Below are 12,605 nucleotides of genomic sequence, written 5' to 3'. Positions count from 1 at the left end.
ACAGGAGCAAACCCGTGCCGCAAGCGCCCGCGCTTATAAAATAAACTCAGGCGCTGACGCGCGCCTCACTGGCCAGGCGGGCAATCGCCATGTCCAGTTCATCCAGGGCCGCCATGGCCTTGGCGTCATCCTGCTTGAGCAAGGTCTCCGCGCGTTGGCAGGCGGCGCGCAATTGCGGCACGCCGCAGTAGCGGGTGGCGCCGTGCAGCCGGTGGACGCGCTCGATCAGGGCATTGTTGTCTTTGGCTTCGCGGGCGACGGTGATCGCCAGGCGGTCGGCTTCCAGAGAGGCCAGCAGCATGGCGAGCATGTCGGCGGCCAGATCGGCCTTGTTGGCCGCCAGACGCAGGCCTTCCTCATGGTCCAGTACCAAAAGTTTCACGCCTGTGCCCGAACTGTCGCTGGTGCGTTCCGGGCCTTGGTTGCGCAGGGCCAGGCCGGTCCACTTCAGCACCACTTGGGCCAGTTGGCGTTCGCTGATGGGTTTGGTCAGGTAGTCGTCCATGCCGCTTTGCAGCAACGCGCGTTTTTCGTTGGCCATGGCGTGGGCGGTGAGGGCCACCACCGGCAACGGCGTGCCGTGGCGCTCGCTTTCCCATTGGCGGATAGCCTCGGTGCTTTGGCGGCCGTCCATGCCGGGCATTTGTACGTCCATCAGCACCAGGTCGAACGTTTCCTGTTTCACCGCGTCAATGGCGGCATAACCGCTTTCTACTGCCTGCACCTTGGCGCCCATGTCTTCGAGCAGGGTTTGGACCAGCAGCAGGTTTGCCGGGTTGTCATCCACGCAGAGCACGCGCGGCGCGCGGCTGGACAGCGGCTCGCCGGGTTCGCTGCGCAAGGGGCGCGGGCTGATCAGGTCGGCCAGTGCGCGGCGCAATTTGCGCGTGCAGGCCGGTTTGGCCTGCAACTGGCTGTTGGGGTTGGGCACCGATTGATTGAACAACATCTGTTCGGTGGTCGGGCACAGCACCAGCACTTTGCAGCCCAGGTGTTCCAGGTCCCACAAATGCTGGTTGAGGCGTTCGGGCGGAATATCATTGGCCGTGACGCCGAGCACGGCAAGGTCGATGGCCTGCTCGGTCTGATGCGCGCTGGTGATGCCGTTGGTCAGGCTTTCCAGGGTGTTGAACGGCGTCACTTCCAGGCCGCAATCTTCCAATTGGTGTTGCAGGGCCTGGCGCGCCAGCTCGTGGTTTTCCAGCACCGCCACGCGACGGCCCAACAGTGGCGCGCTGGGCAGATCGTCGACGTCATCGCGGGTTTTCGGCAGGTTGAGGCTGATCCAGAATTCAGAGCCTTCGCCCGGCGTGCTGTCGACACCGATCTCACCGCCCATCTGCTCGATCAGTCGTTTCGAGATCACCAGGCCCAAGCCGGTACCGCCCGGTTGGCGCGACAGGGAGTTGTCGGCCTGGCTGAACGCCTGGAACAGTGCGCGCACGTCCTGGTTGGACAGGCCGATGCCGGTGTCTTGCACGCTGATGCGCAGTTGTACGCTGTCCTCCTGTTCGTCCTCGACCATCGCGCGGGCAACGATAGTGCCTTCGCGGGTGAACTTGATCGCATTGCTGATCAGGTTGGTGAGGATCTGCTTGAGCCGCAACGGGTCGCCGACCAGCGCCAACGGGGTGTCGCGGTACACCAGGCTGACCAGTTCCAGCTGCTTGGCATGGGCGGCGGGCGCGAGGATGGTCAGGGTGTCTTGCAGCAAATCGCGCAGGTTGAAAGGCACGCTGTCGAGCACCAGCTTGCCGGCCTCGATTTTCGAGAAGTCGAGAATTTCGTTGATGATGCCCAACAGGTTGTCGGCGGACTTTTCGATGGTGCCCAGGTAATCCAGTTGGCGCGGCGACAGTTCGCTTTTTTGCAACAGGTGGGTAAAACCGAGAATGCCATTGAGCGGGGTGCGGATCTCATGGCTCATATTGGCCAGGAACTCCGACTTGATACGGCTGGCCTCCAGGGCCTCTTTGCGCGCCAGGTCCAGCTCGATGTTCTGGATTTCAATGGTTTCCAGGTTTTGGCGCACGTCTTCGGTGGCCTGGTCGATGCTGTGTTGCAACTCTTCCTGGGCATTTTGCAGGGTTTCGGCCATGCGATTGATGCCCGAGGCCAGTTGGTCCAGTTCCTGGCTGCCCAGGGGTGGCAAGCGGGTTTCCAGGTTGCCGTCCTTGAGTTGGGCCACGGCCAGCTTGATCTGGCCAATCGGTGAGTTGATCGTGCGGCTGATCCGCAGCGCGAGCGCGGCGGTGCAGATCAGGCCGATGGCAATCAACAGCAAGCTGGCGAACAGGCTGCGGTAGCCACGCAGCAGCATGCCATTGTGCGACAGCTCTACCTCGACCCAACCCAGCAAACGGTCGGCTTCATCGGGGATCAGCTCGCCGGCGAGGTTGCGGTGGCGGCCAAATACCGGCAGCAGGTAACGCGTGGCGTCATTGCCGGTGCGCTGCAGCAGGTGGGAGCTGTTACCGACGGGCGGCTGGTTGAGCATGGTCGGGCCGGCGTGCGCCAGCGGCGAGCGGTCTGGCGCCAGAAACGATACGGCGCGCACGTCCGGTTGTTCCAGCGACTGGGTAGCGATGCGTTCCAGCAGGTCGGTGTTCTTGCTACTCAGGGCCGGGGCTACCAGCGGCGCCAATTGCTCGGCAATCATTTCGCCACGCTGCAGCAACTGGGTTTGCAACTCCGAGAGCTGCATCCAGGTGAAATAACCCCCCAACAACAGGGCCATCAGGCTGGTCGGTAATAAGGTCAGCAACAGTACGCGGCCTTTTATCCCCATTCTTCTAAGCACGCCACTCTCCTGCTACCACATTGTTTTCGATTATCTGCGCGGGCATCCGGCCCACGCCACTTGCGCAGTGTAGCCATTTGCGCGGCCTGGAATCTCGCAAATTAATGACATACCGCAATCTTCGGGCCATTGAGAGCCGGGCGGCGATTGCCTGGGGCAGTTTAATCTTGAATAATCAGCGATTGAGAATGACTTGCAGACGCTAATGACTCCCGCAGCTGGCTCACCCAGTATCCTGACAATTGAAGATGACCCTGTGCTGGGTGCTTATGTGCATGAGCATCTGGGCCGCTGTGGCTTCCAGGTGACGTGGTGCCAGAATGGCCAGCAAGGTCTGCAAATGGCCCGCGACCAGGCGTTCGACGTGGTGTTGATGGATATCCTGTTGCCCGGGATGGACGGGTTGTCGATCCTCACCCACCTGCGCCAGAGCCATGCGATCCCGGTGATCCTGATGTCGGCGCTGGGCGCAGAAGCCGACCGAATCAGTGGCTTTCGCCTCGGTGCGGATGACTATCTGCCCAAGCCATTCAGCATGATCGAGCTGCGGGTGCGCATTGAAGCCATCTTGCGCCGCGTGGCCCTGGACCGGCGCCCGCTGCCCACGCCTCTGGCGGTGCGCGACGACAGTCGCACGCTGCGCTTTGACGACGAGCTGTGCGACGTCTTCTATCAGGCACACTGGGCCGGGCTGACCCGCAGCGAATACCGTCTGCTGGAAACCCTGCACCGCAATGCTGACGAAGTGCTCAGCAAGGCCTTCCTCTATCAGCATGTGTTGCAGCGCGGTTATGCGCCCCACGATCGCAGTCTGGACATGCATGTCAGCCAGATTCGCCGAAAGCTCAAGGCCATCGGCTACAGCGAGTGTGAAGTGCGCACGGTATGGGGCAAGGGTTACGTACTGAGCGGCCATGATGAAGGGCGTTGAGCGGTTGCCGGGCAAGCATTCGTTATTCTGGAAACTGGCCTGCCTGCTGATCGCGTTCTGTTTGCTGATGATTTGGCTCAGTTGGTCCTGGGGCCGCTACATGGAAGAGCAGAATGCCTACGTGGCCGAGGAGTGGCGCGAGATTCTGCGGGGTTATGCCGCGGGCGCCGAACTGGCCTGGAGTACCCAGGGCAGGGTAGGTGTGGATGCCTGGTTAGCGCTTATGGCCAGGCGTGAGGCCACGTGGATCGGTGTGATCGGCAACGACTTGCAGTCTCTGAGCAGCACGCCACTGAGTGACAAAGAAAGCCAGCGCCTGACCTTTCTGCGCGGGCTGGAGTGGCCGGTCAGCCGGCATGTCAAAGGCCTGCCGTGGATGAAAATTCCGTTTCCGGTCGACCCAGGCGCGGGTTCGCTGGTGATTGAGCTGCCCCAACGTTTCATGCCGGGGCGCTACCAGCTGTTTTGGCGCGTGGTGACCAATGGCGTGATCCCCGGCCTGTTTACGCTGTTGCTGTGTATTGGGCTTTATCGGCTTTTGATCATGCCCCTCAATCAATTGCGTGAGCAGGCCAATGCCTGGCGCGCCGATCAATTGAATACGCGCATGTCGCCTGAGGCCACCAGCCGTCAGGACGAGCTGGGCGAACTGGGCCGGGCCTTTGACCATATGTCCGAGCGCTTGCAGGGCACGGTGGTGTTGCAGCAACAACTGCTGCGGGACATGTCCCACGAGCTGCGCACACCGTTGAGCCGTTTGCGCGTGGCCTGCGACAGTGAACAGGATTTGACGCAGTTGCGTGAGCGCCTGGGCCGGGAAATCGATGCCATGCAGCGCCTGGTGGAGGACAGCCTGCAGCTGGCCTGGTTGGACAGCGAACGCACGCCGTTGCCCAATGAAGATATTCAACTTCCGGCCCTGTGGGACATGCTGAGGGAAAACGCCTGCTTTGAAAGTGATTGGCCGGCGTCGCGTTTACCCTGCCGGTTGCCCGCGGACTGCTGGGTACAGGGCAACCTGAACGCGCTGGCTCAGGCCTTGGAAAACATCCTGCGTAACGCCATTCGGCATTCTCCCCCGCATGGGCGGGTGCAGCTTGATGGCTGTCGAGACGCTGATTACTGGCATATCTGGCTCCAGGATCAGGGCGCCGGCATTGATGAACGTGACTTGGAGCGTATTTTTGCGCCGTTCACACGCTTGGAAGGTTCACGGCCCGGTGATGGCGGTTTCGGCCTTGGCCTGAGCATCGCCCGTAATGCCGTGCAGCGTCAGGGCGGGCGTTTGTGGGCGGAAAATACCGGGCAAGGCCTGCGTGTGCATTTGCGTCTGCTGGCGCGTTAGCTTTTTCACGCGCGACGCTGTTTGCGCTTCTTCCACTGATGCGCGACCCACCAACGCCAATAGCCCATGGTCAGGCAGTAGGCCAGCGCCCCCAACACCAGCCCCACAACCACCGATCCCAACAGAAATGGCTGCCACAGCGTGCTCAACTGGCCGCTGATCCACTCCCAGGTGAGGTTGTCCGGCAGGCTGCGCGGCGGCACGTTCATCAGCCAGGCACCGGTCAGGTAAGTGCAGATAAACACCACCGGCATGGTGATCGGGTTGGTCAGCCACACCAGGCTGACGGCGATAGGCATATTGCCGCGCACCACAATCGCCAGGATCGCGGCCAGCAACATCTGCAGCGGAATCGGGATGAATGCCGCGAACAGGCCCACCGCCATGGCACGCGCAACGGAGTGCCGGTTCAGGTGCCAGAGGTTGGGATCATGCAGCAACGTGCCGAGAAATCGTAAAGACTTGTGTTCCCTGATACTCGTGGGATCGGGCATGTACCGTTTGAATAAGCGCCGGGGCATAAGGGGTCCAGGTCAGTTCGAGGGGCAAGTATGCCCGCATTCTATAAACAGAAAATTCAGACTTTGTGACAAAACATCATCGGCAGCGCTGGGCGAGCGACTAAGACTGAGTGGATCACTTGCAAGGGATGATTCATGAAAATCGGCATGTTTGCGCTCGGACTTGGCCTGCTTTCGTTGCGACTTTTACCCGCACTGCCGCCTACCGGATGGCTACTGGCCATGTGGGTGATTGCGTTGATGTTGTTGCCTTTTCGCACCTATCCGGTGGCCTTTTTCCTGTTCGGATTGGGCTGGGCGTGTCTGAGCGCGCAGTGGGCCTTGGACGACCGTCTGAAGCCGGCGCTGGATGGTCAGACGCGTTGGGTAGAAGGCCGCGTGACCGGGCTGCCGCAGCAGACAAGCACTGGCGTACGGTTTGAACTGACCGACAGCCGGTCACGCACAGCCCGCTTACCCAAGCGCATTCGGGTGTCCTGGCACGGTGGCCCGCCAGTAAACAGCGGTGAGCGTTGGCGCCTGGCGATCACCTTGAAACGGCCCGCGGGGCTGCTCAACTTTCACGGTTTTGACCACGAAGCCTGGCTGCTAGCCCAGCGCATCGGCGCCACGGGATCGGTCAAGGACGGCCAGCGGCTGGCGCCAGCCCGCAATGCCTGGCGCGATGCTGTCCGCCAACGCTTGGCGGCGGTGGACGCCCAAGGGCGCGAGGCGGGTTTGGCGGCGCTGGTATTGGGCGATGGCTCCGGGCTGGCTGCCGGGGACTGGCAGGTATTGCAGGACACCGGAACCGTGCACCTGCTGGTGATCTCCGGCCAGCACATCGGCTTGCTGGCGGGGTTGATCTACGGCCTGGTGGCCGGGCTTGCGCGCCACGGCTGTTGGCCGCGAGCCTTGCCGTGGCTGCCATGGGCGTGTGGCCTGGCCTTTGCCGCCGCGCTGGGTTACGGCCTGTTGGCTGGGTTTGGTGTGCCGGTACAACGGGCCTGTGTGATGGTCGGCCTGGTATTGCTGTGGCGTCTGCGTTTCCGGCATTTGGGGATCTGGTGGCCACTGTTGTTGGCGCTCGACGCCGTGCTGGTGCTGGAGCCGTTGGCGAGTTTGCAGCCGGGGTTCTGGTTGTCGTTCGCGGCCGTCGCGGTGCTGGTACTGGCGTTCAGCGGGCGCCTGGGTCCATGGAGTCTGTGGCACGCATGGACGCGTCCACAGTGGTTGATTGCCATCGGTTTGTTTCCGCTCCTGCTGGTGCTTGGGTTGCCTGTAAGCCTGAGTGCGCCAGTGGCCAATCTGTTTGCCGTGCCATGGATCAGCCTGGTGGTATTGCCATTGGCCCTGCTGGGGACTGCGCTGCTGGCGATTCCGTTTGTGGGTGAAAGCTTGCTGTGGTTGGCCGGCGGCGCACTTGATGGGCTTTTCAGGGGGCTGACGCTGCTGGCGAGCCAGCAGCCAGCCTGGATACCGGCCGAGGTGCCCCTGGTGTATTGGTGTGTAAGCCTGGTGGGCGCGGTGTTGTTGCTGCTGCCCCAAGGCGTGCCGTTTCGGCTGCTGGGCTGGCCAATGCTGTTGCTGGCGGTCTTTCCACCCAGGCAGGCCGTGCCTTTTGGGCAGGTTGAAGTGGTGCAACTGGATGTCGGCCAGGGGCAGGCGCTGATCCTGCGCACGCGTCATCACACCTTGCTTTACGATGCGGGGCCGCGTTCCGGCGAGTTTGATCTTGGCGCGCGCGTGGTGCTGCCCGCGTTGAAAAAACTCGGGGTCGACACCCTGGACCTGCTGGTGATCAGCCATGCTCACGCGGATCACGCGGGCGGTGCGCCAGCCGTTGCCAAGGGGCTTGCAGTCCAGCGGGTGATCGGAGGAGAAACCCAAGGCTTGCCGGCATTGCTCGATACTCAACCCTGCGTCAGTGGCGAGCAGTGGGAGTGGGACGGTGTAGCGTTTGAACTGTGGCAGTGGCCTGGCGCCACTAGCAGCAACCCGAAATCCTGTGTGTTGGGTGTAAAGGCCAACGGCGAACGCCTGCTGTTGACCGGCGATATCGACCGCGCTGCCGAACGGGCTTTCCTCGCGTCCTCCCTGGCGGTACGGACCGATTGGCTGCAGGCGCCGCATCATGGCAGTCGCAGTTCTTCATCCTGGCCCTTGCTGGAACAGCTGGCGCCCAAATCGGTCCTGATCTCACGGGGGCGTGGCAACGCGTTCGGTCATCCGCACCCGCAGGTGCTGGCGCGTTATCAGGCGTTGGGCAGCCTCGTGTACGACAGCGCCGAGCAAGGCGCCGTGCGTGTGCAATTGGGCGCCTTTGAACCACCTGAAGTTGCTCGCAGTCAACGCCGCTTCTGGCGTGAGGCGTTACCGTAAATCAACCTCGCCCAAGACCCAGGCCCGCGACGGGCGGGCCGGTGGCTGACGAGCCCCGCTGACGAACCTATATGGTAAAGTGGCGCACTTTTTCGAGGGGACATTCACTGTGTGGGAATTGGTCAAATCCGGCGGCTGGATGATGTTGCCGATCATCTTGAGCTCCATCGCCGCACTCGGCATCGTCGCCGAACGCCTGTGGACCCTGCGTGCCAGCCGCATCACGCCCGAGCATTTGCTGGGGCAGGTGTGGGGCTGGATCAAAAACAAACAACTGGATAAAGACAAACTCAAGGAATTGCGCGCCAACTCCCCCCTGGGTGAAATCCTGGCTGCCGGCCTTGCCAACTCCAAACATGGTCGCGAGATCATGAAAGAGTGCATTGAGGAAGCCGCCGCCCGGGTCATCCATGAGATGGAGCGCTATATCAATGCGCTGGGCACCATCGCGGCCATGGCGCCATTGCTGGGCCTGTTGGGTACGGTGTTGGGCATGATTGATATTTTCAGCTCATTCATGGGCTCAGGCATGACCACTAATGCCGCAGTATTGGCAGGCGGTATCTCCAAGGCCCTGATTACCACGGCTGCGGGCCTGATGGTCGGTATTCCCTCGGTGTTTTTCCACCGTTTCCTGCAACGCCGTATCGATGAACTCGTGGTAGGCATGGAGCAGGAAGCCATCAAACTGGTGGAAGTGGTGCAGGGCGATCGTGATGTCGATTTCGTCGAGGGCCGGGTGTGAAATTTCGCCGCAAGCAACGGGAAAACGTTGATATCAACCTCGCGTCGCTGATTGACGTGGTGTTCATCCTGCTGCTGTTCTTCGTCGTCACCACCACGTTCACCCGGCAAACCCAGCTGCGTGTCGACTTGCCGGAAGCGGTGAGCGGCTCGCCGGCCGAGGACCAGGACGCCAAGCAACTGGATATTGCCATCAGCGCCGACGGGGTGTTTTCGGTGAATAACCAATTGCTTGAGAAAAATGACCTCACCAGCCTGATGGACGCCTTGCAGAAAGAATCCGGCGGCGATACCAACATGCCGCTTTCGATCAGTGCAGACGGCAAAACCCAGCATCAAGCCGTGATCACCGCGATGGATGCCGCCGGCAAGCTCGGCTTCACCCATCTGCGCATGACCACTGTAGAGGCGGCGGCCCAACCCTGATGGCCATGTCCGATCGTTTGCTCAAGGCCTGGTACGAAGGCCACCCGGCACTCACGCTGCTGCGGCCGCTGGAGTCTTTGTATCGGCGTGTGGTGCAGCGCAAACGTGCGCGTTTTCTCGCGGGCGAGGGCGCGATCTACCAATCGCCGGTACCGGTGGTGGTGGTCGGTAATATCACTGTGGGCGGAACGGGCAAAACGCCGCTGATTCTGTGGCTTATCGATCACTGCCGGCGCAGTGGTTTGCGGGTAGGGGTGGTCAGTCGCGGTTACGGTGCCAAACCGCCGCAGTTGCCGTGGCGGGTCGAGGCCAGCCACAGCCCTGAAGTGGCCGGTGACGAGCCGTTGCTGATCGTGCAGCGCAGCGGCGTCCCGCTGATGATTGACCCAGACCGCAGTCGCGCGGTGAAAGCGCTGCTGGCCAGCGAGCCGCTTGACCTGATTCTTTCCGACGACGGCCTGCAGCATTACCGCCTGGCCCGTGACCTTGAACTGGTGTTGATCGATGCCGCCCGTGGCCTCGGCAACCGCCGTTGCTTGCCGGCCGGACCTTTGCGCGAGCCGGTCGAGCGTCTGCAGAGCGTCGATGCGCTGCTCTATAACGGTGCCGCGTCCGATCGCGAGGATGGCTTCGCCTTCCGTCTCCAACCCACGGCACTGATCAATTTGAAAACCGGTGAGCGCCAGCCCGCCGATTATTTTCCGGTGGGCCAGCAGGTCCATGCGGTCGCGGGTATTGGCAACCCGCAGCGTTTCTTCACTACCCTTGAAACGCTACACTGGCGGCCGATACCGCATGCGTTTGCCGACCACGCGCCCTACAGCGCCGACGTCTTGAATTTTACGCCGACATTGCCGTTGGTCATGACCGAAAAGGACGCGGTGAAGTGCCGCGCCTTTGCCCGTCCCGACTGGTGGTACCTTGCAGTGGATGCGCTGCCGTCACCGGCGTTTGTCGCCTGGTTCGACACGCAACTGATGCGCTTGCTGCCCGCCCGACTCTTGCCTTAAATCGCTTTTACCCAGGAAACGCTCATGGACACCAAACTGCTCGACATCCTCGCTTGCCCGATCTGCAAAGGCCCGCTCAAGCTCAGCGCCGACAAAACCGAGCTGATCAGCAAAGGCGCCGGCCTGGCGTACCCGATCCGCGATGGCATCCCGGTGATGCTGGAGAGCGAAGCCCGTACCCTGACCACCGATGAGCGTCTGGATAAATGACCACCGCCTTTACCGTTGTCATTCCTTCGCGCTATGCATCGACCCGCTTGCCGGGTAAGCCGCTGCAATTGATCGGCAACAAGCCGATGATCCAGCTGGTGTGGGAGCAGGCCTGCAAAAGCAGCGCCGAACGGGTCGTGGTGGCCACCGATGACCCACGCATCATCGAGGCCTGCAAAGGTTTTGGCGCCGAAGCAGTGTTGACCCGCGAAGACCACAATTCCGGCACCGACCGCCTGGCCGAAGTCGCCACGCAGCTGGGCTTGGCGGCGGATGCAATTGTGGTCAACGTGCAGGGCGACGAGCCATTGATCCCGCCGAGCGTGATCGATCAGGTCGCCGCCAACCTGGCTGCCCATGGCGAAGCACGCATGGCGACCCTGGCCGAGCCTATCGAAGACATCGACACCCTGTTCAACCCGAACGTGGTCAAGGTGGTCAGCGACATCAATGGGCTGGCGCTGACATTCAGCCGCTCGACCCTGCCTTGGGCGCGCGACGCGTTTGCCAGGAGCCGCGACGTCTTGCCGGAGGGCGTGCCGTACCGCCGCCACATCGGTATCTATGCCTATCGCGCCGGTTTCCTGCATGACTTTGTCAGCTGGGGCCCGTGCTGGTTGGAAAACACCGAGTCTCTGGAGCAACTGCGTGCCTTGTGGCACGGCGTGCGTATCCATGTGGGCGACGCGCTGGAAGCACCGCCGGCCGGCGTCGATACCCACGAAGACCTTGAGCGCGTCCGTCGCCTGCTGGGGGCCTGATGGAGGTTCTGTTTGTCTGCCTGGGCAACATCTGCCGTTCGCCGACCGCCGAGGGCGTATTGCGCCATAAACTGCGCGAAGCGGGCTTGGCAGGCCAGGTCGAAGTGGCGTCTGCGGGCACCGGTGAATGGCATGTCGGCAACCCGCCGGACCAGCGTAGCCAGCGTGCGGCGTTGGTGCGCGGGTATGATCTGTCGGCTCAGCGTGCCCAACAGGTCTCGCGTGCCGACTTTGCACGTTATGACCTGATCCTGGCTATGGACCACAGCAACCTGCGCAACCTTAAGGCGCTGCACCCCGGGCAGGGTAAAGCGGAGCTGGACTTGTTCCTGCGCCGTTTTGAGTCTGAAGTAGACGAGGTGCCAGACCCTTACTACGAAGGTGAACAAGGCTTTGAACGGGTTCTTGACCTGATCGAGCGCGCCTGTGATTTATTGGTAATCGAATTGAAGGGGCGGTTATGACCTTGCAGGTGCTTGCGCAGGTATCGCTCAAGCCATTCAACAGCTTTGGCATCGACGTACGCGCCCAATTGTTTGCCGAGGCCCATAGTGATGCCGATGTCCGCGAAGCCCTGGCTTACGCGGCTGCGCACGCAGTGCCGCTGCTGGTGATCGGTGGCGGCAGCAACTTATTGCTGACCCAGGACATTCAAGCATTGGTGTTGCGCATGGCGACCCAAGGCATTCGCGTGTTGCAGGATGATGGGCAGCAGGTGGTGGTCGAAGCTGAGGCGGGCGAAGCGTGGCACCCGTTTGTACTGTGGACCCTGGAGCACGGTTTCTGTGGTCTGGAAAATCTCAGCCTGATCCCCGGCACCGTCGGTGCCGCGCCGATGCAGAACATTGGTGCCTATGGTGTAGAGATCAAGGATGTGTTTGCCGGCCTGACCGCTCTGGATCGCCAAACGGGCGAGCTGCGCGATTTCAGCCTGCAAGAGTGCAACTTCGCTTACCGCGACAGCCTGTTCAAACACGAAACCGGGCGCTGGTTGATTCTGCGCGTGCGTTTTGCCTTGAGTCGCACCAGTCACCTGAAGCTCGACTATGGCCCGGTGCAGCAGCGCCTGGCCGGGCAGGGGATCACCGAGGCGACGCCCAGCGACGTCAGCCGCGCAATCTGCAGCATTCGCCGGGAAAAACTGCCGGACCCGGCCGAGCTGGGTAATGCCGGGAGCTTTTTCAAGAACCCGCTGGTGTCCCAAGCGCTGGCCGCAGAGCTACAGGCGCTGTACCCGGACCTGGTGGCTTACCCGCAAGCTGACGGGCAGATGAAACTCGCGGCCGGCTGGCTGATCGATAAGGCCGGCTGGAAGGGCTTTCGTGATGGCGATGCGGGCGTACATAAGATGCAGGCACTGGTGCTGGTCAACTATGGTGGGGCGACAGGGCACGATATTGCCGACCTGGCGCTGCGTATCCAGCAGGACATTGCTGGACGCTTCAAGGTTGAGCTGGAAATGGAACCTAATCGGTACTGAACCGTTAGAAACAAAA

The 12,605-nt window shown here is 61.8% G+C and carries 12 protein-coding genes; 10 read left to right on the top strand and 2 right to left on the bottom strand.

The window, feature by feature from the left end; translation table 11 throughout:
• Positions 1-46: 46 nt before the first annotated feature.
• Positions 47-2,800 (bottom strand): response regulator, encoded by a 2,754-nt coding sequence (locus tag NTD89_RS09815; protein ID WP_145164741.1) that lies wholly within the window; start codon positions 2,798-2,800, stop codon positions 47-49.
• Between the two features lie 205 nt (positions 2,801-3,005).
• On the opposite strand from NTD89_RS09815, the gene NTD89_RS09810 reads away from it, so the two are divergent.
• Both NTD89_RS09810 and NTD89_RS09805 read left to right on the top strand, forming a co-directional pair.
• The gene (locus NTD89_RS09810) at positions 3,006-3,731 is read left to right on the top strand and encodes a response regulator transcription factor (RefSeq protein ID WP_262207334.1); all 726 of its coding nucleotides are present in this window, start codon (positions 3,006-3,008) and stop codon (positions 3,729-3,731) included.
• Positions 3,718-5,076 (top strand): sensor histidine kinase, encoded by a 1,359-nt coding sequence (locus NTD89_RS09805; RefSeq protein WP_262207401.1) that lies wholly within the window; start codon positions 3,718-3,720, stop codon positions 5,074-5,076. The genes NTD89_RS09810 and NTD89_RS09805 overlap by 14 nt, the downstream gene beginning before the upstream one ends.
• A gap of 5 nt (positions 5,077-5,081) precedes the next feature.
• On the opposite strand, the gene NTD89_RS09800 is transcribed toward NTD89_RS09805, so the two are convergent.
• Positions 5,082-5,597, bottom strand: a complete 516-nt coding sequence (locus tag NTD89_RS09800; protein ID WP_145164745.1) for a DUF2062 domain-containing protein — start codon at positions 5,595-5,597, stop codon at positions 5,082-5,084.
• A gap of 135 nt (positions 5,598-5,732) precedes the next feature.
• On the opposite strand from NTD89_RS09800, the gene NTD89_RS09795 reads away from it, so the two are divergent.
• The 8 genes from NTD89_RS09795 to murB all read left to right on the top strand — a co-directional run bounded on the left by NTD89_RS09795 (position 5,733) and on the right by murB (position 12,589).
• Positions 5,733-7,958: a DNA internalization-related competence protein ComEC/Rec2 gene (locus NTD89_RS09795; RefSeq protein ID WP_262207332.1), complete on the top strand. Its 2,226-nt coding sequence runs from the start codon at positions 5,733-5,735 to the stop codon at positions 7,956-7,958.
• A gap of 109 nt (positions 7,959-8,067) precedes the next feature.
• Positions 8,068-8,703, top strand: coding sequence for a MotA/TolQ/ExbB proton channel family protein (locus NTD89_RS09790; protein WP_106579832.1), 636 nt, complete (start codon positions 8,068-8,070; stop codon positions 8,701-8,703).
• Positions 8,700-9,128: an ExbD/TolR family protein gene (locus NTD89_RS09785; RefSeq protein ID WP_106579831.1), complete on the top strand. Its 429-nt coding sequence runs from the start codon at positions 8,700-8,702 to the stop codon at positions 9,126-9,128. The genes NTD89_RS09790 and NTD89_RS09785 overlap by 4 nt, the downstream gene beginning before the upstream one ends.
• Positions 9,128-10,138, top strand: coding sequence for a tetraacyldisaccharide 4'-kinase (lpxK, locus tag NTD89_RS09780; protein WP_262207330.1), 1,011 nt, complete (start codon positions 9,128-9,130; stop codon positions 10,136-10,138). The genes NTD89_RS09785 and lpxK overlap by 1 nt, the downstream gene beginning before the upstream one ends.
• Positions 10,139-10,162: 24 nt before the next feature.
• Positions 10,163-10,348 carry a Trm112 family protein gene (locus tag NTD89_RS09775; RefSeq protein WP_003174668.1) on the top strand — a complete coding sequence of 62 codons (186 nt, stop codon included), beginning with the start codon at positions 10,163-10,165 and terminating at the stop codon, positions 10,346-10,348.
• Positions 10,345-11,109 carry a 3-deoxy-manno-octulosonate cytidylyltransferase gene (gene kdsB, locus NTD89_RS09770; protein WP_145164751.1) on the top strand — a complete coding sequence of 255 codons (765 nt, stop codon included), beginning with the start codon at positions 10,345-10,347 and terminating at the stop codon, positions 11,107-11,109. The genes NTD89_RS09775 and kdsB overlap by 4 nt, the downstream gene beginning before the upstream one ends.
• Positions 11,109-11,573 (top strand): low molecular weight protein-tyrosine-phosphatase, encoded by a 465-nt coding sequence (locus NTD89_RS09765; protein WP_106579828.1) that lies wholly within the window; start codon positions 11,109-11,111, stop codon positions 11,571-11,573. Before kdsB ends, NTD89_RS09765 begins: the two co-directional genes overlap by 1 nt.
• A complete protein-coding gene (murB, locus tag NTD89_RS09760; RefSeq protein WP_262207329.1) occupies positions 11,570-12,589 on the top strand; it encodes a UDP-N-acetylmuramate dehydrogenase in 1,020 nt (339 codons plus the stop codon). Before NTD89_RS09765 ends, murB begins: the two co-directional genes overlap by 4 nt.
• The last annotated feature ends 16 nt before the right edge of the window (positions 12,590-12,605 follow it).

Source organism: Pseudomonas sp. 14P_5.3_Bac1, from assembly GCF_025466135.1.
Lineage (GTDB): Bacteria > Pseudomonadota > Gammaproteobacteria > Pseudomonadales > Pseudomonadaceae > Aquipseudomonas.
Note: the sequence above shows the minus strand (reverse complement) of the source record. Positions and strands in the feature narration are given on the sequence as shown.